The 20155-nt window shown below is 57.0% G+C and carries 24 protein-coding genes and 1 tRNA gene; 14 read left to right on the forward strand and 11 right to left on the reverse strand.

Going from position 1 to position 20155, the window contains the following annotated elements; genetic code table 11:
* Positions 1-6: 6 nt before the first annotated feature.
* On the forward strand, positions 7-1347 hold the full coding sequence (proS, locus tag ACR0LN_RS07745) for a proline--tRNA ligase (RefSeq protein WP_480428842.1): 1341 nt from the start codon (positions 7-9) through the stop codon (positions 1345-1347).
* Positions 1348-1492: 145 nt separating this feature from the next.
* On the opposite strand, the gene ACR0LN_RS07750 is transcribed toward proS, so the two are convergent.
* Positions 1493-1852, reverse strand: a complete 360-nt coding sequence (locus ACR0LN_RS07750; protein WP_480428843.1) for a hypothetical protein — start codon at positions 1850-1852, stop codon at positions 1493-1495.
* 367 nt (positions 1853-2219) lie between these two features.
* On the opposite strand from ACR0LN_RS07750, the gene ACR0LN_RS07755 reads away from it, so the two are divergent.
* Together ACR0LN_RS07755 and ACR0LN_RS07760 are read left to right on the forward strand one after the other, a co-directional pair.
* On the forward strand, positions 2220-3515 hold the full coding sequence (locus ACR0LN_RS07755; protein WP_480428844.1) for a lipoprotein-releasing ABC transporter permease subunit: 1296 nt from the start codon (positions 2220-2222) through the stop codon (positions 3513-3515).
* Positions 3508-4194, forward strand: coding sequence for an ABC transporter ATP-binding protein (locus ACR0LN_RS07760; RefSeq protein ID WP_480428846.1), 687 nt, complete (start codon positions 3508-3510; stop codon positions 4192-4194). The genes ACR0LN_RS07755 and ACR0LN_RS07760 overlap by 8 nt, the downstream gene beginning before the upstream one ends.
* Here ACR0LN_RS07760 and ACR0LN_RS07765 read toward each other — a convergent pair.
* Positions 4178-4615, reverse strand: a complete 438-nt coding sequence (locus tag ACR0LN_RS07765; RefSeq protein WP_480428848.1) for a DMT family transporter — start codon at positions 4613-4615, stop codon at positions 4178-4180. The two genes, ACR0LN_RS07760 and ACR0LN_RS07765, sit on opposite strands and share 17 nt — an antisense overlap.
* 92 nt (positions 4616-4707) lie before the next feature.
* Here ACR0LN_RS07765 and ACR0LN_RS07770 point away from each other — a divergent pair, with 92 nt between their 5' ends.
* Positions 4708-5112, forward strand: a complete 405-nt coding sequence (locus ACR0LN_RS07770; protein WP_480428850.1) for a c-type cytochrome — start codon at positions 4708-4710, stop codon at positions 5110-5112.
* Positions 5113-5115: 3 nt separating this feature from the next.
* On the opposite strand, the gene ACR0LN_RS07775 is transcribed toward ACR0LN_RS07770, so the two are convergent.
* Both ACR0LN_RS07775 and ACR0LN_RS07780 read right to left on the reverse strand, forming a co-directional pair.
* Positions 5116-5802, reverse strand: a complete 687-nt coding sequence (locus ACR0LN_RS07775) for a hypothetical protein (RefSeq protein ID WP_480428852.1) — start codon at positions 5800-5802, stop codon at positions 5116-5118.
* Between the two features lie 41 nt (positions 5803-5843).
* On the reverse strand, positions 5844-6506 hold the full coding sequence (locus ACR0LN_RS07780) for a DNA-3-methyladenine glycosylase I (protein ID WP_480428854.1): 663 nt from the start codon (positions 6504-6506) through the stop codon (positions 5844-5846).
* Between the two features lie 156 nt (positions 6507-6662).
* Between ACR0LN_RS07780 and ACR0LN_RS07785 the strand changes: the two genes are divergently transcribed.
* The 4 genes from ACR0LN_RS07785 (at position 6663) to ACR0LN_RS07800 (ending at position 10371) form a co-directional block, all read left to right on the forward strand.
* On the forward strand, positions 6663-7328 hold the full coding sequence (locus tag ACR0LN_RS07785; protein WP_480428856.1) for an NnrU family protein: 666 nt from the start codon (positions 6663-6665) through the stop codon (positions 7326-7328).
* A 71-nt stretch (positions 7329-7399) separates the two neighbouring features.
* Positions 7400-7921: a DUF2478 domain-containing protein gene (locus ACR0LN_RS07790; RefSeq protein WP_480428858.1), complete on the forward strand. Its 522-nt coding sequence runs from the start codon at positions 7400-7402 to the stop codon at positions 7919-7921.
* Positions 7922-8008: 87 nt separating this feature from the next.
* Positions 8009-9256 carry a D-arabinono-1,4-lactone oxidase gene (locus tag ACR0LN_RS07795; RefSeq protein ID WP_480428860.1) on the forward strand — a complete coding sequence of 416 codons (1248 nt, stop codon included), beginning with the start codon at positions 8009-8011 and terminating at the stop codon, positions 9254-9256.
* Entirely contained in the window at positions 9253-10371 is a 1119-nt protein-coding gene (locus tag ACR0LN_RS07800; RefSeq protein ID WP_480428862.1) for an alanine racemase, read from the forward strand. The genes ACR0LN_RS07795 and ACR0LN_RS07800 overlap by 4 nt, the downstream gene beginning before the upstream one ends.
* 34 nt (positions 10372-10405) lie before the next feature.
* Here ACR0LN_RS07800 and ACR0LN_RS07805 read toward each other — a convergent pair.
* A tRNA-Tyr gene (locus ACR0LN_RS07805) sits at positions 10406-10489 on the reverse strand.
* Positions 10490-10606: 117 nt separating this feature from the next.
* Here ACR0LN_RS07805 and rlmB point away from each other — a divergent pair.
* The 4 genes from rlmB to ACR0LN_RS07825 all read left to right on the forward strand — a co-directional run bounded on the left by rlmB (position 10607) and on the right by ACR0LN_RS07825 (position 12902).
* Positions 10607-11380 (forward strand): 23S rRNA (guanosine(2251)-2'-O)-methyltransferase RlmB, encoded by a 774-nt coding sequence (gene rlmB, locus ACR0LN_RS07810; RefSeq protein WP_480428864.1) that lies wholly within the window; start codon positions 10607-10609, stop codon positions 11378-11380.
* Positions 11381-11393: 13 nt separating this feature from the next.
* The gene (locus ACR0LN_RS07815; protein ID WP_480429066.1) at positions 11394-11675 is read left to right on the forward strand and encodes a hypothetical protein; all 282 of its coding nucleotides are present in this window, start codon (positions 11394-11396) and stop codon (positions 11673-11675) included.
* Between the two features lie 105 nt (positions 11676-11780).
* Positions 11781-12233: a YHS domain-containing (seleno)protein gene (locus tag ACR0LN_RS07820; RefSeq protein ID WP_480428865.1), complete on the forward strand. Its 453-nt coding sequence runs from the start codon at positions 11781-11783 to the stop codon at positions 12231-12233.
* A 198-nt stretch (positions 12234-12431) separates the two neighbouring features.
* On the forward strand, positions 12432-12902 hold the full coding sequence (locus tag ACR0LN_RS07825) for a CoA-binding protein (RefSeq protein WP_480428867.1): 471 nt from the start codon (positions 12432-12434) through the stop codon (positions 12900-12902).
* A gap of 3 nt (positions 12903-12905) precedes the next feature.
* Here the strand turns inward: ACR0LN_RS07825 and ACR0LN_RS07830 are convergent, their stop codons facing one another.
* The 4 genes from ACR0LN_RS07830 to ACR0LN_RS07845 form a co-directional block, all read right to left on the reverse strand.
* Positions 12906-13472, reverse strand: a complete 567-nt coding sequence (locus ACR0LN_RS07830; RefSeq protein WP_480428869.1) for a hypothetical protein — start codon at positions 13470-13472, stop codon at positions 12906-12908.
* 73 nt (positions 13473-13545) lie between these two features.
* Complete coding sequence (locus ACR0LN_RS07835) at positions 13546-13863, reverse strand: phosphoribosyl-ATP diphosphatase (protein ID WP_480428872.1); 318 nt, start codon at positions 13861-13863, stop codon at positions 13546-13548.
* Positions 13860-14621, reverse strand: coding sequence for an imidazole glycerol phosphate synthase subunit HisF (gene hisF, locus ACR0LN_RS07840; RefSeq protein ID WP_117872606.1), 762 nt, complete (start codon positions 14619-14621; stop codon positions 13860-13862). Before hisF ends, ACR0LN_RS07835 begins: the two co-directional genes overlap by 4 nt.
* A 107-nt stretch (positions 14622-14728) precedes the next feature.
* Entirely contained in the window at positions 14729-16942 is a 2214-nt protein-coding gene (locus ACR0LN_RS07845) for a transporter (protein ID WP_480428875.1), read from the reverse strand.
* A 248-nt stretch (positions 16943-17190) separates the two neighbouring features.
* Between ACR0LN_RS07845 and ACR0LN_RS07850 the strand changes: the two genes are divergently transcribed.
* Positions 17191-17637, forward strand: a complete 447-nt coding sequence (locus ACR0LN_RS07850; protein WP_480428877.1) for a DUF302 domain-containing protein — start codon at positions 17191-17193, stop codon at positions 17635-17637.
* A gap of 89 nt (positions 17638-17726) precedes the next feature.
* On the opposite strand, the gene ACR0LN_RS07855 is transcribed toward ACR0LN_RS07850, so the two are convergent.
* Positions 17727-18812, reverse strand: a complete 1086-nt coding sequence (locus ACR0LN_RS07855; RefSeq protein ID WP_480428879.1) for a hypothetical protein — start codon at positions 18810-18812, stop codon at positions 17727-17729.
* A 78-nt stretch (positions 18813-18890) separates the two neighbouring features.
* Positions 18891-19619, reverse strand: a complete 729-nt coding sequence (gene hisA, locus ACR0LN_RS07860; RefSeq protein ID WP_480428880.1) for a 1-(5-phosphoribosyl)-5-[(5-phosphoribosylamino)methylideneamino]imidazole-4-carboxamide isomerase — start codon at positions 19617-19619, stop codon at positions 18891-18893.
* Positions 19620-19753: 134 nt separating this feature from the next.
* On the opposite strand from hisA, the gene ACR0LN_RS07865 reads away from it, so the two are divergent.
* Positions 19754-20155, forward strand: a complete 402-nt coding sequence (locus ACR0LN_RS07865; protein ID WP_480428881.1) for a DUF2147 domain-containing protein — start codon at positions 19754-19756, stop codon at positions 20153-20155.

Raw genomic sequence — 20155 nt, forward strand, 5'->3', positions numbered from 1 at the left:
TTCAAAATGCGCCTCAGCCGTTACTTTCTGCCCGTTCTCAAGGAAAACCCCTCCGAGGCCCAGATCGTCAGCCACCGGCTGATGCTGCGTGCCGGGATGATCAAGCAGGCCGCCGCAGGGATTTATTCCTGGTTGCCCCTGGGCTTCAAAGTCCTGCGCAAGCTGGAAAACATTGTGCACGAAGAACAGGCCAAGGCCGGTCACATCGCGATCCAGATGCCGGTTCTGCAATCGGCTGACCTGTGGCGCGAATCCGGTCGGTACGATGATTACGGTCAGGAAATGCTGCGTATGCAGGACCGCCACGGTCGTGACATGCTGTATACGCCTACGGCCGAGGAATTGGTGACCGATATCTTCCGCGGCCACGTCAACAGCTATAAAGACCTGCCGCTGACGCTCTACCAAATACAATGGAAGTTCCGTGACGAAATCCGCCCGCGTTTCGGCGTGATGCGGGGGCGCGAATTCCTGATGAAGGATGGCTACAATTTCGACCTGACCAAGGAAGACGCGCTGCACGCCTATAACCGCCATTTGGTCAGCTATCTACGCACCTACGAACGCATGGGCCTGCAAGCCATCCCTATGCGCGCCGATTCCGGTCCTATCGGGGGCGACGATACGCATGAATTCCTGGTGCTGGCCGACACTGGTGAATCCGAGGTGTTCTATGACAGCGCCGTCACCGACCTGACCTTTGGTGACCGCGAGATTGATTTTGACAGCCGCGAGCAGTGTCAGGCTATTTTGGAGGAGTTCACCTCGAAATACGCCCGCACTGATGAAACGCATGACGAGGCGCTATTTAACCAGATTCCCGAAGAGCGTCGCCGTGTGGCCCGCGGGATCGAAGTGGGGCAGATTTTCTATTTCGGCACCAAGTATTCCGAACCGTTGGGCGCAACCGTGCAAGGCCCCGATGGCAAGCCGGTTCCGGTTCATATGGGTAGCCACGGTATCGGCGTCAGCCGTCTGGTTGGCGCGATCATCGAGGCCAGCCATGATGACAAAGGCATCATCTGGCCCGAGGGCGTAACCCCGTTCCATTGCGGTATTGTGAACCTGAAGCAAGGCGATGACGAGGCCGACGCAGCGTGTGACAAAATTTATGGCGCGCTGACGGCGCTTGGGCTTGAGCCGCTGTACGACGACCGGAATGAACGGGCAGGGGGCAAGTTTGCCACAATGGACCTGATCGGTTTGCCGTGGCGTATTACTGTTGGGCCGCGTGGTTTGAATAACGGCGTCGTTGAGCTGACTTGTCGCCGCACGGGCGAAAGCGAAGAGCTGAGCCCTGAGGCCGCAGTTACGAAAGTTGCAAAAATCTATGAGGGAATTGCCTGAACGCTAGGGGCGAGAACCACCTAGGTACTCATCGCAATTTCGACGATCATGGAAACCAGACGCGAGGATTTTTTCTCGCGTCAATTACTTCACGCTAACTCCCGTCAAAGGCTTAGCGACGCAAGATTGAGATTTGGCAGGGCTTTCAGGTCCCTTGCGGGTTCGGACGTTCAACTAAGATGTCACCATCCGCACTGTTGCCGCGTGCCACCACAATCGGACGGCCCAAACGTCTGACCAAATCCCTAAGTTCGAACCCCAAAAAGCGTATCCCACACACCCTTTCGCCGGTTGTACGATCCGTGATGCACAAGCGTCCTTGGCGGAACGCCAGACGGTAGCCTTTATCTTTTAGGATATCGGTCAAACTGGCCCAGCTTGCCGCTGTGTCAAAGGCAGGGCGAATTGTTGCTCGCAACAGCGCCGCAGTCTCACAATCCAGATCGGTTGATGCATTTCGGACCAAAATCGGGTCCAGCATTTTGGTATCACTCTTTACAAACATGAGCGTCTCCCGCTCTTACAATGAAATCCCCCTTTTTCAAGGGTAACAAAATTTCCCATGGTATTCAAAAGGCGAAACAAAGTTGCAGAGTAAATGTTGCATTATAAGTTCAGTTCTACACGCAAAACGCCTATTAACTTCATAGTTGAAACAATAGCGGCTTGTCTGTGAACGATATCACAACCAAGAGTGTAGTTGGGTGGGTTTACCTCACCTCTAATTGAAGTAATCAAGTGAACTCCGGGCGTGATTCGCGCCCCGCATAAGCCTTAGATTTGGGTTTTGCCGCGCATGGACCTCATAACCAACTTGACCATCCGTCGAAATGCCGAAAGGGTCGCGCCAAACCAAAAAAGCCGGAGCAGATATGGCCAAGACGCCCCCGCCCTTTGCCCCATTTGAATGGAAAATCGCCTGGCGGTACCTGCGTGCGCGCAAGGCCGAAGGTGGTGTCAGCGTGATGACATGGATTTCGCTGATTGGGATCACGCTGGCCGTGTTTGCCTTGATAGCAACCTTGGCTGTGCGGTCTGGGTTCCGTTCTGAATTCGTGGGTACCATTCTGGGCGCCAACGCGCATGTCACGGTTTACTCGGCAGGTAATTTCGATGCGCAAGGGCGGCTGGACCGGACGATCGAGGATTACGCCGCTGTCGCCGATCGCATCGCACAGGTGCCGGGTGTCCAGCGCGCCGCGCCCTTGGTGAAAGGGCAGGTGCTGATCACCAATCGCGACCGCAGCAGCGGGGTAGAGGTATTTGGAATCCAACCTGACGATCTGCTGGACTTGCCGGGCGTTGCGGAAAGCGAGCAGGCCGTGGGCGATCTGTCTGAATTCCAGAACGGCGAGGATGTGATCGCCATTGGATCAGGGGTCGCGCGCAGCATCGGGGCAACAGTTGGAGATATCGTTAAACTCACCTCTCCCAATGGTGTAAAGACCGCTTTTGGTACATCTCCACGGGTGAATGCGTATCGCGTGGTCTATGTGTTCTCGGCGGGGCGGTACGATATCGACCGCACGCGCGTCTACATGCCGTTCGAACAGGCGCAGAGCTTTTTCAACCGCGAGGGTGTGGCCGATGAGATTGAAGTGATGGTCGATGCACCCGAGAACCTGACGCCTATTCTGATCCCGATCCTCCAGGCATCAGGCGAGCGGAGCCAGATTTGGACATGGCAGGACGCCTCGGGCGGGTTCCTGCGCGCGTTGGAAGTTGAAGACAACGTGATGTTTATCATCCTGTCGATCCTTGTGCTGATCGCGGCGATGAATATTGTCTCGGGGCTGATCATGCTGGTGAAAAACAAAGGGCGTGATATCGGCATCCTGCGAACCATCGGTCTGAGTGAAGGCTCGGTCCTGCGCGTGTTTTTCATCTGCGGTGCGTTCACCGGGATCATCGGGACCGTGATGGGCGTGGTTCTGGGCTGCCTGTTTGCAATCTATATCGACCCGATTTTCTCATTCGTGAACTTTGTCATGGGCGGCGGTGTGTGGGACCCCTCCATTCGCGGCATCTATGCGTTGCCCGCCGAGTTGCATCTGTCCGATGTGCTGAAGGCGATTGGCCTGTCGCTGGGCCTGTCCTTCTTTGTCACTTATTTTCCCGCCCGCCGCGCGGCGCGGCTGAATCCGGTCGAGGCGCTGCGCTATGAATGATGTGACGATGCGGCTGAGCGGTTTGACCAAGACCTACCTGAAAGGCACTCCCGGAGAGGTTCAAGTGCTGCGCGGTGCTGATCTGGAACTGCGCGCGGGCGAGGCGGTGGCGCTGGTTGCGCCCTCTGGGGCTGGCAAGTCGACCCTGCTGCATATCGCAGGGTTACTGGACATGCCCGATGGCGGCTCGGTTGAAATTGCGGGGCAGAGTGTAAAGGGCAAAGGGGATCGCACCCGCACCGCCCTGCGGCGGCAGGATGTGGGGTTCGTCTATCAGTTCCACCATTTGCTGCCCGAGTTCACCGCGCTGGAAAACATCACCTTGCCGCAGTTGGCCAATGGTGTTTCCGAGAAAGCAGCGCATGACAGAGCAATGTCGTTGCTGGACCGAGTCGGCGTTGCACCGCGCGCGGATCACCGCCCGGCGGCGCTGTCGGGTGGCGAGCAACAGCGTGTGGCCTTCTGTCGGGCGCTGGCCAATAAGCCACGCGTCCTGCTGGCGGATGAGCCAACGGGCAATCTGGACCCGGAGACGTCGGATCAGGTATTCGATGCGCTGATGGCGCTGGTGCGAGACGAGGGGCTTTCAGCGCTGATCGCTACGCACAACATGGATCTGGCGGCACGGATGGACCGGAAACTGCGGTTGGAGGGCGGGGTGCTCAAGCCAGTTGAGTGATGGCTACACCAGCCGCCATAACCGCGATCCCGCCTGCTCGTACCCAAGTCAGAGGAGTGACTTGCGCGCCGAACAGTCCGAAATGGTCGATGGCTGCGGTACTGATCAGCTGCCCCAAAAGTACAAAGAACACCGCATTACCAACGCCGAAATGCGGCGCAACATGTGTGATCGACAGGACGTAAAAGGCAATCAACACACCTGCAAGCAAAAGATGTTTGGGGGCCTGCGCGGCTTTGGCCAGCGCCGCCGTTCCCGGGAAGGCCAGCATCACTAGCGCAGATGCTCCGAACGCGATGGCAAACAAAATGACAGCGGCGGTGGTTGGGGACCCGATCAGCTTCCCGAGGGCCGCGTTCAGTGCAGCAAGGATCGGAACGCCAATCCCGGCGGCCAGCATGATGGCTGCGTATTGTGTCATTGCCCGTATCCTCCTGCTGCGTTGATCTGGATCATTGCGCCAAGCTGTCCGGCGGGCAAGCCTGCAAATGTCAATTGGGGCAGGAGGATACGATGATCAGACCGCTAATGACGGCAATTTCAATCGGGGTGCTCGTGGCTGCCTCGCAGGCCACTGCGCAAGACGTGGATACCGGTGCCGAACTGTATCAACATTACTGCGCGACCTGTCACGGGATCGACGCAACAGGGCATGGGCCGATGGCCGGCGTGTTGGTCATTCAGCCGGTCGACCTGACCAAACTGGCCGATGAGAATGGTGTTTTCCCAACTGCCCGCGTCGTCGCGCGGATCGACGGGCGCGATCCACTGGTCAGCCATGGCAGCCCGATGCCTGTCTACGGGCCGTATTTTGACGGGCAGGACACGTCGATGAAAACGCCCGAGGGGCAGCCGATTCTGACCAGCCAGCCGATTGTGGATCTGGTCGCATATCTTGAGACGCTGCAGGGGCAGTAGAGCCTAGTGGCAGATGCCTTCGATTTCCGCACCAGCCCAAGGGATCACAATATCGCGCTCGCGCGGTTGGGTCGGCAGCGGCGCCACATCGAAATGCGCCCCTAACATGTCGTGCAAGCGCTGCGTACGGGGGGCCTGCGGGTCCAGCGCCCGGCAGCAGATATACTCCTCGACGATGGCACCCTGCTGTTCGAACCCGTAAGACAGAAAATCGGGCGATGTTTCCAGATCAAACAGGTAGGGGTCTTGTTTGCCGCTATGTTCGGCTGCAGCGCGCATCGGGTGATAGCCCGTGATCTTCCGGTTCTGCCACTGCCAGACATGAGTCAGCTCATGTGCCAGCAACATGGCGGCGATCAGGTTCATCTGTTCCGGGAACTCGGACATATAGTCCTCGAGATACCAGTCCTGCGTGAAATAGACCTTGTTGAACAGCGCTACAGCGGCGGGTTTTCCGGTGACAACCCCCTCTTTCGGAGGTGGTAGAATGCGTTCACGGCAGGCAAGGCGTGGGCGGGATTTGCGGTAATAGGTTATCGGCACCACTGGCGCGCCCTCGACCAGGCGTACGCGATCCAGATCCAGCGTGTCGCCCTGAACGGCACTTGCAAAGGCGCGCTCCTGATCCGTCAATGGACGACCGCAGGAGGCCAGCAAGAATAAAAACGTCATCAAAATACGCCAAGCCATACTTGAAGCCTAATGCGAAGCGTTCGCTCTGCAACTGGTTTTCACAAGCTCATCGCCAATACGCGGCTTATCTCCGTCAGCGACCGCCCGGATTGATCCGTCCACGTGTTGAATGCGTCCTGGACGGCCGCCATCGCTTTCTTGGAAGTCGGAGTTTTGTCGATCACCCCTTCGGCAATCAGACGCGCAGTTACATCCTGCGATAGGATGAAACTGTCGCGCCCGGCAAAGCGCATGGCGTATTGGGCCGAGGCCCCACCCAGACGTGACCCGCGTTTCGCCAGCATCGCAAGCAAGCCAATGTAGTCGGTCGAGGGCCAGCCACCCAGAATGTGACCCACGCCACCTTCCTGACGCAGCTCAAGAAGAAAAGCCGCATTGTCCCTAACCGTGGCGATCTTGGTGCCGTTTCGCACAATGCGCTTGTCCTGAAGCAGGGCATCGAACTTTTCATCATCCATGAATGCGCAACGCCCGACGTCAAAACCATCGAAAGCGGTCTCAAACCCGTCCCACTTGTTTTCGATGACTTTCCAATTGAAGCCAGCCTGAAAGATGCATTTGGTGATGATCGACAGCCAACGATCATCGGGCAGGGCGGCCAGCTCGTCCACGCTTTTGGGTTTGGTTAGCTTTGCCTCCAAGGCGTCTGGACCGCCGTGCCGCTTGGCGGCCATGGCGTAAATCTCGTCGAAATGGTGCATCCGAGTCCTCCGCCCGCAGAGTTGCGTGTTCTACGCCCGGTTGCAAGAAGCATTGAGCTTGCGAAGAGCACCCCAGCCCCGTGTTCTACTTGACTTCGGACAAAGACCATCCTGCATGTGGGGCCTAAATCGGAATGAATGCTGACGGAGACCAATATGTTGGGTTGGACCTTATTCCTTGCCGCACTTGTCACGTTTCTACTGACCCACGCCATTCCGGCGCGGCCCGCAATGCGTGGCCGCTTGATCGAAGCGATGGGGCGCAGGGGATATTTTGCCGCCTATTCCGTCTTGTCTCTGTTGGTGTTGGGGTGGCTAATCGTCGCAGCCGCCCAAGCGCCTTATGTTGAGGTGATCCCGCCCTTTGCCATTCTACGCTGGTTTCCGCTGCTGGTCATGCCGGTCGTGTGCTGGCTTGCTGTGGCCGGGCTGACGATCCAAAATCCGTTTTCCTTTGGTGGGCTGGGGCACCGCCCGTTTGACCCGGAAAACCCCGGTATCCTGCGAACCACGCGGCACCCGCTTCTTGCGGCCTTGATGCTGTGGGCGCTGGCGCACCTGTTGGCCAACGGAAGCCTGTCGCATGTCATTCTGTTCGGCCTGTTTGCGGGGTTTGCCGCTTGGGGCATGGTCTTGATTGACCGGCGCAAGGCGCGCGACATGGGGATCGAATGGACTCGCCTGTCGCGAAACACCGCGCGGTTTTCTTTGCGTGCCCCGACCCCTTGGCCCAGCCTGTGGATCGGGCTGGTCGCGCTTGCGGTTTTTGCCGTTCTGCTTCACCTGCACGCCTCTGTGATCGGCCTTTCACCCCTTCCTTAACGCAGGGAGTGGTCGGGCCGGGTCATGCGTGCTATCTGAATCGTCACACTTTAGACTACGAGGGTCTTTCAATGTATCTGGCCTATGTCACAACCACCGACCGTGGCGCGACCGATCGCTTGCTGAGCGCGGTTGCCGAACACCTGTTGTCCAAGGATGCCCGTCTGGCCGGTGTGGTACAGACCAACACCGAATGCGCCGACAGCAGCAAGTGCGACATGGACGTTCGCGTTCTGCCGGACGGTGAAACCATCCGTATCTCGCAGTCGCTGGGTGAGCACGCGCGGGGGTGCCGTCTGGACCCAGCTGCTTTGGAGCAGGCCGTGGGGCTGGTCAGCAGTTCACTGGAAAATGCGCCGGAACTTCTGATCATCAACAAGTTTGGCAAGCATGAATCCGATGGGCGGGGTTTCCGCCCTGTAATCGCCGAGGCGCTGGCGCAGGACATACCGGTGCTGGTTGGTGTGAATGGGCTGAATAGCGAAAAATTCCAGACCTTCACGGACGGTGCTGCCGAGCAGATCGAGCCCGATCTTGAGGCCATCGTAGCGTGGTTCGAACGTGTGAATTCACAGCGCGCGGCTGCGGCCTGAGGTAAAATGCCGTTGCGTAAGTCTCTGTAAACCCATCTTGTTTCAATCCACATGTGCTGCAATCCTCGATCCCGGAGGAGAGTGCAGATGTGGAAAAACTGGGCAGGAAACCAGCAGGCGTACACGCCGATTGTGCAGCCGACCTCTGTCACTGACTTGCAGCAAACTGCGGCCCAATCCGGCAGCCTGCGTGTTGTAGGCGCGGGACATTCCTTTACGCCCATCGTTGCCGGGGGTGACCGGATACTGGATCTTTCGAGCCTGAACCTACCAAACGTGGGAGAGATCAGTGGCGATCAGGTTTGGGTCAACGCCAATGCCCGGCTATACGATCTGTCGCCTGCCTTGGCGGGGCAAGGGCTGGCATTCCGCAATCTTGGCGACATCAACACACAATCGCTGGCCGGGGCGGTCTCGACTGCAACGCATGGCACCGGCAGCACTCTGCCTTGCCTTGCCGCGGAAATCACAGCGGCAAAGATGGTGGGCGCGGGCGGAGAGATCCTGTCCACCGACGACATCCCGCTTGAGATGGCCAAGGTCACTCTGGGGATGCTTGGTGTTCTGACCGAGGCGCAAATCTCGGTCGTGCCTAAATACAATCTGCGCCGTCGGGTGCGATTGGCTGATCTACAGGACAGCATTGCAAACATGCACCAGAACTGGGCCGAGAACCGGAATTTCGAGTTCTTCTATGTCTCTTTCACAGGCAAGACCGTCGAACTACGCCACGAGATAACAGACGAACCCGAAGGCAAAGTACCGCGCGATCTGGACATGATCGCCGTGACGGTAATGAAGCTGGCGCGCAATGCGGGTAAGTTCAGCAGCGGGTTGCGTGCCGCTTTGCTTAAACTGCTGACCATGGCGCAATCCGACGAAGACTATGTGGGCGAAAGCTGGCGCGTGCTGTGCAGCGACCGGCGTATCCGGTTCAATGAGATGGAATACCATCTGCCGCCCGATGTGGCCGGTGACGTGTTGAAAGAGGTCATTACCCGTCTGGAACGCGACCACAAGGACATCTATTTCCCGATCGAAGTACGCCAGACCGCAGGCGATAACGCCTGTCTGTCTCCGTTTCAGGGTGGGCCGCGGGTTTCCATTGCCATCCACACAAACGCGGACGAGGATCACCGTCGATACTTCGGCGCAATGGAACCGTTGTTTGTCGAGGCAGGCGGGCGCCCCCATTGGGGCAAGATGCACAGCCTGACTTACAAAGATCTCTCTACCATGTACCCGGATTTCGACCGGTTCTGCGCGCTGCGGGAAAAACTGGACCCGACAGGCAAATTCCTGACGCCTGAATTGGCAAAGCTGTTCCGCCCATGACGACCTACCTGCAATCGCTGTCGGACACACTGCGGGCTTATGGCGTCGACCAGCCGGTTGCGGTGATTGATCTGGATCGCTTGGACGCGAATTGTGCATTGGCGTTGCAAGCCGCGGATAAGGTGCTGGCTCGCCGTCTGGTCGCCAAATCCTTGCCGAGCCTACCATTGCTGAACCACATTCGTTCGCAAATCCCGGCATCGGGTCTGATGACCTTTTCCGAGCCGATGTTAAAGACCCTGCTGCAGGCCGAGGACAAAACCGATCACCTGATTGGCAAACCGCTGCCGGTCAATTCGGCGGCACGGGTGCTTGGCACATGCCCTGACGCTGCCGCGCGTGTCCAATGGCTGATCGATTCCCCTGAAAGATTGCGGGAGTATTTGAACCTTGCGATGGAACGGCAGTCCGCGCTTCGTTTTTCGCTTGAGGTTGACATCGGCTTGCATCGGGGCGGGTTTCAACCTCATCAGATCAGGGCAGTCGTGCAAGAGATCGAGGCCAACCCCTATGCCCGTCTATCTGGTGTCATGGGGTACGAGGCACATTTGGCCAAGCTGCCGGGTTTCCTGCGCGGACGCGCAGTGCGGAGCAGTTCGGCAAGATATAGTCGGGCAGTGTCTCAATTGCCAAATGATGCAAACGGGTTGTGTCTGAACACCGGGGGCAGCTTGACCTTTCAGTCCTACCGTTCGGGCGGACCCCCGACCGAAGTTGCCTTTGGCTCGGTATTGGTCAAACCCAGCGACTTCGACCATGCCATGACCCAAAACTTTCAGCCCGCGGCCTTCATTGCCACACCGGTCCTGAAAACGATGCCGGGCAATTCCCTGCCTGGGTTGGAATTTCTGCCGCGTCGAAAGGCGGACCTTGCGATTTTCGGGGGATACTTTCGGGCCAAACCGATTTTCCCCGAGGGTTTTGGCTATTCGTCGATCTTTGGGCGATCCACCAATCAAGAGGTCTGGACCGGTTCGCGATCCGCCTCGGCTGCGCCCGGCGATATCGCATTGCTGCGCCCAAGCCAAAGCGAGGCCGTTCTAAACCAGTTCGGGGTGGTGCTGGCCGTGCGGGGAGGGAAAATCGCGGAAGAATGGGGCGTTCTGCAGAACTAGCGGCCCGTTGCACTTTGTAACCATCTGAGGAAGATGGTGGGCGACCCTGGAATCGAACCAGGCGTGCGTCTCCGCGAGGGAGTTACAGTCCCCTGCCACACCTTGCGGCCTGTCGCCCACTGTCAGGCGTTGCACCTGACGTGGAGGCGTGATTACTAGCGCCTTAAAGGAGCGTCAACAGGAAAATTCCGCTTTGACGCAGGAAACCGAATTCCCGGCCCGGAGGCCCAAGAAAATGAAGAAACCCAAGTGGGTCGTCGAAAAGGAACAGGCGCGCAAAGCTGCCGCTGCGGAAACTGTCTGGCTGTTCGGCCTGCACGCTGTGCGCGATGCGCTGATGAATCCCAAACGGCAGAAACTGCGACTGATCGTGACGCGAAATGCGCAAGATAAACTGGCCGAAGCGATTGAATTTGCTGGGATCGAGGCCGAAATGGTCGATCCGCGCAAATTCACGGCGCCAATTGATCCGGGCTCCGTCCATCAGGGCGCAGCGCTTGAGGTGAAGCCGCTGGAATGGGGTGGATTGGCAGAGAATTGCATTGGCCGCGAACATCCTCGTGTGATTCTTCTGGACCGCGTGACCGACCCACACAATGTCGGGGCGATTCTGCGCTCGGCTGAGGTGCTGGGTGCCAGTGCGGTTATTGGCACACGACACCATTCCGCGCCGGAAACCGGAGCGCTGGCCAAGACCGCCAGTGGTGCGCTGGAGCGTCAACCCTATCTGCGCGTTCGCAATTTGGCTGATGCTATTGTAGAGCTTCAGGATATGGGGTTCCTCGTGTTGGGTCTGGACGGTGAGGCAGACCAAACCATCGAAACGGCTTTGGGTGGCAAACTGGATCAGCCGGTGGCTTTGGTTCTGGGGGCCGAGGGGCCGGGATTGCGGCAGAAAACCAAGGAAACCGTTGATCAACTGGTGAAAATCGACGCAGCAGGCGGGTTTGGATCGCTCAACGTCTCAAATGCCGCTGCAATTGCCCTATATGCCTCAAGGCACAGATAAACAGGAGAGCGTCATTCCAAGCCCATCAAAAATCGCCACCTGCTGTTATTGCGGGACTCGCGCCGCGCTGGTTCTGAAAGGGCAGCAGCGCCATGAACTGAGCTGTTCCAGTTGCGGCGCGCCGCTGCACGACCTCAAGATGGTTCCCAAGCGCAAACTGACTGAGGGCAAGGCAAAGCGCGACACGGTTAAAACGCCGGTTTGCCAAAAGAAAAAGAAGCAAAAAAAGAAAAAGAGCATGTTCTCACGCGTGATGGACGAGGCGTGGGATGTGATCGAAGACATCTTTGATTGACGGTCGGAATTGCACCACAGACGTTCACAACCACGTTAATTGGGGTTTCACTCGGCCAGAAATGTTGCATTTTGAGAGCCTGAAGTTTCTGATCCGAATTCTGTGATGCTGACTCGACGTTACCTGCTTGGCGCGATGACCGCCTCTGTATTTGCCCCTACTGCTCAGGCGCAAGTTAAGTCTGTTTTCTACAAAACGGATGGAGCGGCGATAGCTGGGTATGATGCTGTGTCTTATTTCACCGAAGACGCACCCGTCCAAGGGCAGCCAGAGCACGCTATCACGTGGAAAGGGGCCGAGTGGCATTTTGCGTCAGTTGCAAACCGTGAAACGTTCGAGCGCGATCCACGTGCCTTTGCGCCTCAGTTCGGCGGGTATTGCGCATACGCTATGGCGCAGGGCGCATTGCTCAGCACGGACCCGACTGCCTGGCAATTGGTGAATGGCCGTCTGTACCTGACCCACTCGCCCGAGATTGAACGTATGTGGCGCCAGAACACGGCCGCCTATATTCGGATGGCCGAGGCGCACTGGCCCGTGATCCTGTACGAGGAATAGGCGACATTCCGCTTTTTGTGACATGTCATCACAAAAATGCGCGTGACCTCTTTTTTTCTCTCAACTTATGCCTAAATGTCACAGTGACCGCGGAACGGAACTGCCGCGGGTCATTTCACTGTCCCTCGTTCCAACAACTGGCGCTCAGGTCCGACCTGGGCGCTTTTTTCTTTTGGACACAGCGACTAGGGTGCAGGCATGACTGAACACACCGATGCCCATCTGAAAGAGATCCTACAGCGCACCAAAGTGATTGCAGTGGTCGGCGTTTCGATGAACCCAGTGCGGCCCAGCTATTACGTGGCGCGGTATCTGTCGTTGAAAGGGTATACGGTCATTCCGGTCAATCCGGGCCATGCCGGGACAGAGTTGTTTGGTCAGACCGTCAGGGCCTCGCTGACCGAGATTTCCGAGCCCGTGGACATGGTCGATATCTTCCGCCGGTCCGAAGCCGTCCCGCCCATAGTTGATGAGGCCTTGGCTGCATTCCCGAACCTTCGCACGGTCTGGATGCAAATCGGCGTCGAACACCCTGAAGCCGCTGCAACCGCGCAGGCGCGTGGGGTCGATGTGGTGATGAACCGCTGCCCCAAGATTGAATATCAGCGTTTGTTTGGCGAATTGCGCATGGGTGGGTTTGCGACTGGGGTAATCTCGTCCAAGCTTTGAAAACTACCCTCCGGAATAGGGTAGCAATTCACCGTATTGTTCCGCGCGGCGCTTTTCCAGAACGACGTCGCGCGGTACCCATTCATACTTTGTATCTTCTACCAAGAGTGACCAGAACAACACCCCGCCATAGCGCCAAGGATCAAGAACCACGCCATCATACATCGTCTCGCCCTTGCGGCTGATAATGGCGGTGCTGTGGTCTATTCGGAACGGGTTATCCGCATTTGCAATGGCGCGATGCAGTTCAAGCGTCTGGAAGTTTTCTTGTTTCAGCCGACGTTCGATATCTTCGGCCCAGTGCCAACACAGGCCGCGCGGGCGCAGGCCCTTGTTGACCTTGGCATTGTGAATCAGCGGAGGGTCGGTGATCTCATACTCCTGTACCAATTGCGCGGTGTAGGAGTATGCAATCCTCGCGGCTCGATCAGCCTCTTCGGGGTCGATGTCAGGGCCGAGGCTTTGGATTTTGGTCGCCAGTCGCTGAACCTCGTCTCCGGTCGTTGCGGGTGGTGTTGCGCACGCTGACAGCGTCACAAGGGCCAGAACAATGGCCAAAGCTCTGATCATTCTTGCGCCCTTTGATCTGTGGACCGTGAAGCCCGATCATAAAGGCGGACGCGAAAGGACGGAACCCCGTCGGTTACCCTTTGGGGCGCGCAGCTTTTTCGGCTATGCCACTGACGCCTTGACGACGGGCCAATTCGGTCAGCACATCGTCAAGCGCCACGTCGCGTGCGGCCAGCATCACCAACAGGTGATAAAGCACATCCGCAGCCTCGGCCGTCAGCCCCGCCTTGTCATCCTTGACGGCTTCGATGATCGCCTCGACGGCCTCTTCCCCGAATTTCTCGGCGCATTTCTCGGGACCTTTGGCCAACAGTTTTGCGGTCCAGCTGGAATCCGGATCGGCGCCTTTGCGAGCTTCTATGGTTGCGGCCAGATCGTGCAGAATGCTCATGTCAGCCTCATCGGGATGCCAGCGGCGGCCATGTGTTCCTTGGCCTCGCGGATTGTGTATTCGCCGAAGTGGAAGATCGAGGCGGCCAGCACGGCGCTGGCCCCACCTTCGGTGACGCCTTCGACCAGGTGGTCCAGATTTCCGACGCCGCCCGAGGCGATCACCGGCACGTCCACCGCATCCGAAATCGCACGGGTCAAGGGCAGGTTGAATCCCGCCTTGGTGCCGTCGCGATCCATCGAGGTCAGCAGAATCTCACCTGCACCTTTGGCGACAACGGTTTTGGCGAACTCAACAGCGTCGATACCAGTTGGCTTACGACCGCCATGAGTGAAAATCTCCCACTTGCCGGGGCTGACAGTCTTGGCGTCTATGGCGCAGACGATGCATTGGCTGCCGAATTGATCTGCCGATTCTGCGATCACATCCGGGTTGGCCACAGCGGCTGAGTTAAAGCTGACTTTGTCGGCACCTGCCAATAGCAGGGCGCGCACGTCGTCTTTGGTGCGAACCCCGCCACCCACGGTTAGGGGGACAAAGCACTGTTCGGCAGTGCGTTGCACCACGTCAAACATCGTGCCGCGGTTTTCGTGAGTGGCGTGAATGTCCAGAAAACAAATCTCATCCGCACCGGCAGCGTCATAGGCCTTGGCGGATTCCACCGGGTCGCCTGCATCGCGCAGACCGACAAAGTTTACGCCCTTGACCACACGGCCATCGGCGACATCCAGACAGGGAATGATGCGGGTTTTTAGCATGGGGTGTCCTCTATTGAGGGCACCTCTACCGGCAAAGCCCATCCGATGCCAGAGTGGAGAGGTTTCAAATCGCTTAACTGTATTGAATGAGGCTTAGCGCTGCATTTTTAGTGCGCCAATATTCTAAGTGCGGAAAGCAGATTGGCCTTGTCGTCGGTCCAGGCAATGTGGCCATCGGAAGCCATGGGCTTCCACGCACCTGTTTCAATGAACGCACCGGTTTGGTTTTTATCGCGGCTCAGGATTGCGACAAGCGAGTTTGATGCGCCCTGTCGCGCCGCCTGTTCGTCGACTGTGTCCCACTTGATCGCGGCGTGCAGACCAAGAAGTTCCGCAGATCGGGCCAGTTGCGGTGCCAAATCGTAGTACTTGTTGGAAATGTGGAAAACCAAAATCCCATCCCGGGTCAACTGGCTCATATAGGTTTGGATCGCTTCCAAAGTAATCAGGTGCAAGGGAATTGCGTCCGAACTGTAGGCATCCAGAACCATGATATCGAATGCGAATTTCTGATGCGCCAATACTATGCGCGCATCCCCCAAATGGGTGGCCGCCTCGGGGGCGCATTCTGACATGTAGGTGAATAGCGCCGGGTCGCGGGCGATCCGGTCGACGGTCTCATCGATCTCGAAGAAATCCCAGGTTTGGTGTGGCTGTCGATAGCAAGCCAGCGCACCGGTCCCGAGGCCAACGATACCGATGCTATCCGAGGTCCGCCCATATTCTGAGGTCAAAACTTCGGCCATCGGACCGTCCGGATGATAGTAAGATGACCCAATCGGACGGACACCAGACGCGGTCAGCCTTTGCCCGCCATGAATGGTGGTGCCGTTCTTGTAGACCCGAAAGCCGTCCCGATCATAAACCGCGTGTGTTCCGAAAAAGCTGCGGTCGCGGAAGTGAACATCGGTTGTTGGAAGCAAGGTCGGCGCCAGTAAGATAAGAATAGCTGCCACTATCCGTGTCGGTCTGTTTCTGAAGCTCAACAAAACACCGGCGACCAGAATGGTTGATACAATCGTGGGGAGCGTATTTGTATCAGTCGCGGTTCCTTCGTTCAATCTCGCCAACGCGAAAGCTAGAGGAGCGGCCACGGCAAAGCCCAGCATAGCTTGGCGCAGTTTGAAGGTTCCAGTTTGGATCAGGAACAGCCCGCCAGCAGCAAGCAAGGTTAGAGCGAACTCAATCTCTCGGTCGAACAAGGCGGGCGCGATGATAGAATTGAACAACCCGCCACAGGCACCTCCAACCGAGAGAGCAAGGTAGAAGGTCGTCAGATGCTCGGCAGGGGGGCGCATCTCGTAGAGAAGCCGGTGTGCAAACATGGCGACCAGATAAAGAAGCGGAATGTAAACCAACATTGCCGCCAGAGGCAGTTGCGCCGATCCTATTCTGAAAAGCAGGGCCACGCTGATTGCCATGGCAAGTAGAACCGGGATTTTCAGGCTCTCCAAAGTGTTTGGTTGCCGCTTTGCGAAGGCCAGAATGAATGTCAGGATATAGGTGGCCAGAGGCACGACCCAGATCAGCGGGATGGACCCAAGGTCTATGCTGAGCTTGGTTGTGGTGGCCAGCATCAGCGACGAGGGGACAAAGGCAATGAAAACCCAAGTGGCAATTGTCTTTGCATTCAGGGCGCTGCTGGCCCCGCTCGGTTCTTGCGGAAGCGTAGCGCCTGACGGGCCGCGCAACGCAATCACGCCGCTGATCGCCAGCAGAACACCAAAAACGGCAAAGCCGACGGACCAGAACAGGCTGATATCCCGCGCGCCGTAGAAAGGATCGGCAACCAATGGAAAGGCCAGCAGGGCCAACAGCGAGCCGACATTGCTGGCCGCATATAGAAAATAGGGGTCATTGGCCGACGGCCCGCCTGAGCGCGAATACCAAGCTTGCAGCAACGGCGCGTTCGCGGATAACACCGCAAACGGAACACCTACACCAACTGCAAACAACGCAAGCGTTTGCAGGGCGATTGATTGCGAGGAATCAAACCTCCAGCCTTCCTGCGTGGCCAGGGGCAGAAAGCCAAGCGCCAGCACCCATAAGGTCAGATGCGTCACAAGCTGCCAGCGAAGGGTAAACCAGCGGGTCAGCATATGGGCGTATAGATACCCGAGGATCAGCATCAACTGGAAAAACAGCATGGCGGTGGTCCAGACCGCTGGCGTTCCGCCAATCTTGGGCAGAACAAGCTTGGCAAACAGCGGTTGAACAAAAAATAACAGGCTGGCGCTGGCAAAAATTGATGCGCAGAAACTGACGACCGGAGCATAGTGGCGCCAATTTTCCATTGACTGCGATGCCTTCGAATAGGACACGATGAAACTCCGGCATAAGATTGCGATCCAGCCGAATTGGCGAACCTTGACCTTTTTGCGGCTGATCAGTGCAAATTCACCTCGTTCGCCCTTAATTGTTTACGGATTGAGATCGATTGTGGGAGCTTGAACGCTAATCGGATCAATGCTGTGCCGAACCGGCAAAGCCCCGCCGATGCCAGACTTGTGATTGTCACATCTCTTAATCACATGGAAACTGTCCCCAAATTCATTAGGAGTTCAATGAGATGCGTAAACTTTTTCTCACGACCGCTTTCATTTTCGTAGGAACCGTCGCGGCGATGGCAGATGATATCATCAAGGTAAACACGGATAAATCTGTGTCCGAGGCGCTGGATGCGCTTGAGGCTGCGGTTGGAAACGCGGGCGCGACCGTATTTGCTCGGATTGACCACGCGGCTGGAGCTGAAAAGGTCGGACTGACAATTCCCGCCAATCAAGTGCTGATCTTCGGCAATCCGGCACTGGGTACGCCGGCCATGCAGATCGACCCACGCGCCGGGCTGTTCCTGCCACTGAAGGTACAGGCCTATGAGGACGAAAACGGTCAGGTTTGGTTGGCCTATGAAGACCCAAAAGAGACCATGGACGAACTCGACGATGTAGAAAGCTCGCCTGTAGTTGAAAAGATGCGTGGGGCCTTGGCCAAATTGACCAACGCTGCTGCGCAGTAGGACAACGTTATACTTCACGCTGTGAACAACAGATTATTCAGGAAAATCCCTCGCGTCTCGAAGGAACGTAAGTGTTTTCCGACGCTTGTTTAGAAACGCTTGGCGATTTTCATTCGAAGTTCGCGCAGTCTTATGCTGGTCCGATTGTAGGAAGCACGCGCATTACAGATTTCTTGCTTTAAGGCGGCGAGCCTGCATGGATTTACTGGGCAAAGGTCTGAAACATCCTTGATTGCGGCTAGTAATTCATGCGGGTCCTGCCCGGTTGTCAGCGCTGGTTCAGCTTCTGGAAACTCAATTTGTTGGTGTTCGGCTAGCCAATTGTAGTCCGTGGCATAGGCTCGATATGCAGAACGTATTTCTGGATGAAGACTTGGACGCGAAAAACCTTCAATTTTCTTGTCGAAACGGTCAATAAATACTTCCCTTCTTGTCCGCCCCAATTTGCCGAGAAACCGCAGGTCGGGATCATCCCGAAAATGCGCTTGCAATAGCGCCATGGCCTCAGCCGACAGGCTCGTTTTTGCATCATTAGAGACGGACAAATCAGAAACCTTTACCGCAGGCAGAAACTTGCTGCAAAAGTCATCTATGATGTTCTCGTTTTTGAGTGTGTCACGTTGAAATTTGGACGCCTGAATCTTTCCGATTCCAGCTGCGTCAATGATCGTGAGTGTCTTCTCTATTTGATTTGGGCGCGGTATGCGTATGTCGCCCGATTTCTTGAGGTGTTGCTGCACATTGGACAAAAAGGCGGCTGAAGGTTCTCGGATATATACAACGACTTTGCGATCCGCATCTATTGTGTCAAGGACGTTGCGCAGATTCCCGACATTGCCCGGCGTTACCCAAGAATACAGGTGCTCCGAGCTTAAGACCAATTGCCTATAACCCGGTTCCGAGAACTTTCGTCGAATGTCCGTCCAAACCCTCTGGCCGCGCTTAATCTGTTGTTCTAGTGTCCCTAGGTTGACCCTTTCGATGCTTTCCTGTGCCGAACGATGCAGCCACAAAGGTATCAAGAGCTTGTGGCTGTATGCCCGGCTCTGTACCGGATAGAGGACTCCGCATTTTTCCAACGCCTTGGCGCTTTTCTTGAAGGTTTTTTGAAGGGTTGTCGTTCCCGTTTTTGGGTGACCGATATGAACAACTATCTCTTTCGGTTCATTTGCCAAATCCAAGGCACCTTCGTTTGCGCGGTCGGTATAGCCTTTTATTAGGTGCGACGATGTTGAAAGTCCAGTTTCAGGCCGTCAGCGGCCTTGCTTAAGGGTGTTCAAGGCCGCGGCAAGATCAATCGCGCCATCATAAAGCGCGCGGCCAGAGATCGCGCCGTTCAATTCCACGCCGCAATCGCGCAGAGCGATCAGGTCGTCCAGTGAACTGACACCGCCCGAGGCGATCACCGGAATCGATACCGCACGGGCCAAGTCTGCGGTCGCTTCGATATTCGGCCCTTGCATCGCGCCGTCACGGTTGATGTCGGTATAGATGATAGCGGCGACGCCCGCGTCCTCAAAACTGCGGGCCAGATCGGTGACCTGAACGTTGGTTTCTTCGGCCCAGCCTTTGGTGGCGACCATGCCGTTGCGGGCGTCGATGCCAACGGCGACCTTGCCGGGGAACGCCTTCGCCGCCTCGCGCACCAGATCCGGGTTTTCAACCGCGACGGTGCCCAGGATCACGCGGGCCAGACCTTTTTCGATCCAGGTCTCTATGGTGGCCATGTCACGGATGCCTCCACCCAGCTGAGCGGGCACGTCACAGGCTTTCAGGATCGCCTCGACTGGCGCGGCGTTGACCGGCTCACCCGCAAAGGCTCCGTTCAGGTCCACCAGATGCAGCCATTCACACCCGGCTTCGACGAAGACACGTGCTTGTGCCGCAGGGTCTTCGTTAAACACCGTGGCCTTGTCCATTTCACCGCGCAGCAGGCGTACGGCGTTGCCGTCTTTCAGGTCGATAGCTGGGTAGAGGATCATGTCAGGCGGCCCTATATCAGTGTTACACGGGCGGCGTATGGCACAGGCAGGGCAGGGGATGCAACGCGACGCTAAGTCATTCTTGCCCGAGGCCCGTCACCGGGCCAAGGTGAGGGCAAAACAGGGAGAACATCATGAAGAAACTTCTACTCGCAGCAGGGCTTGTTGGAATGGCGACAACCGCGTTTGCGGCTGATCCGGTGGACGGGCTGTGGAAGACCCAGCCGGGTGACACTGGTGGTTACCTGCACGTGACCATTTCGGAATGCGGCAGCGCAATTTGCGGCACTATCGACAGTGCTTTTGACGGCAATGGCGACCAGCAGTTGGAATACGAAAACCTTGGCAAACAGATCATCTGGGACATGGTTCCCGAAGGCGACGGTCAGTACGACAACGGCAAGATCTGGGCACCGGACCGGGACAAGACCTACAATTCGAAAATGACGCTGGACAGCCAGAATGAACTGACCGTCAAAGGCTGCGTTGCTGGCGGTCTGGTCTGCCGTGGGCAGACCTGGACACGCGTTCAGTAA

The sequence above is a fragment of the Ruegeria sp. AA6 genome (assembly GCF_056542865.1).

Coding starts and splice junctions, on each gene's coding strand:
- ACR0LN_RS07865 (WP_480428881.1), top strand. CDS start 19,754: ATGAAGAAACTTCTACTCGCAGCAGGGCTTGTTGGAATGGCGACAACC.
- ACR0LN_RS07760 (WP_480428846.1), top strand. CDS start 3,508: ATGAATGATGTGACGATGCGGCTGAGCGGTTTGACCAAGACCTACCTG.
- hisF (WP_117872606.1), bottom strand. CDS start 14,621: ATGCTAAAAACCCGCATCATTCCCTGTCTGGATGTCGCCGATGGCCGT.
- ACR0LN_RS07830 (WP_480428869.1), bottom strand. CDS start 13,472: ATGATCAGAGCTTTGGCCATTGTTCTGGCCCTTGTGACGCTGTCAGCG.
- proS (WP_480428842.1), top strand. CDS start 7: ATGCGCCTCAGCCGTTACTTTCTGCCCGTTCTCAAGGAAAACCCCTCC.
- ACR0LN_RS07765 (WP_480428848.1), bottom strand. CDS start 4,615: ATGACACAATACGCAGCCATCATGCTGGCCGCCGGGATTGGCGTTCCG.
- ACR0LN_RS07800 (WP_480428862.1), top strand. CDS start 9,253: ATGACGACCTACCTGCAATCGCTGTCGGACACACTGCGGGCTTATGGC.
- ACR0LN_RS07820 (WP_480428865.1), top strand. CDS start 11,781: ATGCTGACTCGACGTTACCTGCTTGGCGCGATGACCGCCTCTGTATTT.
- ACR0LN_RS07825 (WP_480428867.1), top strand. CDS start 12,432: ATGACTGAACACACCGATGCCCATCTGAAAGAGATCCTACAGCGCACC.
- rlmB (WP_480428864.1), top strand. CDS start 10,607: ATGAAGAAACCCAAGTGGGTCGTCGAAAAGGAACAGGCGCGCAAAGCT.
- ACR0LN_RS07790 (WP_480428858.1), top strand. CDS start 7,400: ATGTATCTGGCCTATGTCACAACCACCGACCGTGGCGCGACCGATCGC.
- ACR0LN_RS07775 (WP_480428852.1), bottom strand. CDS start 5,802: ATGGCTTGGCGTATTTTGATGACGTTTTTATTCTTGCTGGCCTCCTGC.
- ACR0LN_RS07835 (WP_480428872.1), bottom strand. CDS start 13,863: ATGAGCATTCTGCACGATCTGGCCGCAACCATAGAAGCTCGCAAAGGC.
- ACR0LN_RS07750 (WP_480428843.1), bottom strand. CDS start 1,852: ATGTTTGTAAAGAGTGATACCAAAATGCTGGACCCGATTTTGGTCCGA.
- ACR0LN_RS07795 (WP_480428860.1), top strand. CDS start 8,009: ATGTGGAAAAACTGGGCAGGAAACCAGCAGGCGTACACGCCGATTGTG.
- ACR0LN_RS07780 (WP_480428854.1), bottom strand. CDS start 6,506: ATGCACCATTTCGACGAGATTTACGCCATGGCCGCCAAGCGGCACGGC.
- ACR0LN_RS07850 (WP_480428877.1), top strand. CDS start 17,191: ATGCGTAAACTTTTTCTCACGACCGCTTTCATTTTCGTAGGAACCGTC.
- ACR0LN_RS07755 (WP_480428844.1), top strand. CDS start 2,220: ATGGCCAAGACGCCCCCGCCCTTTGCCCCATTTGAATGGAAAATCGCC.
- ACR0LN_RS07770 (WP_480428850.1), top strand. CDS start 4,708: ATGATCAGACCGCTAATGACGGCAATTTCAATCGGGGTGCTCGTGGCT.
- ACR0LN_RS07785 (WP_480428856.1), top strand. CDS start 6,663: ATGTTGGGTTGGACCTTATTCCTTGCCGCACTTGTCACGTTTCTACTG.
- hisA (WP_480428880.1), bottom strand. CDS start 19,619: ATGATCCTCTACCCAGCTATCGACCTGAAAGACGGCAACGCCGTACGC.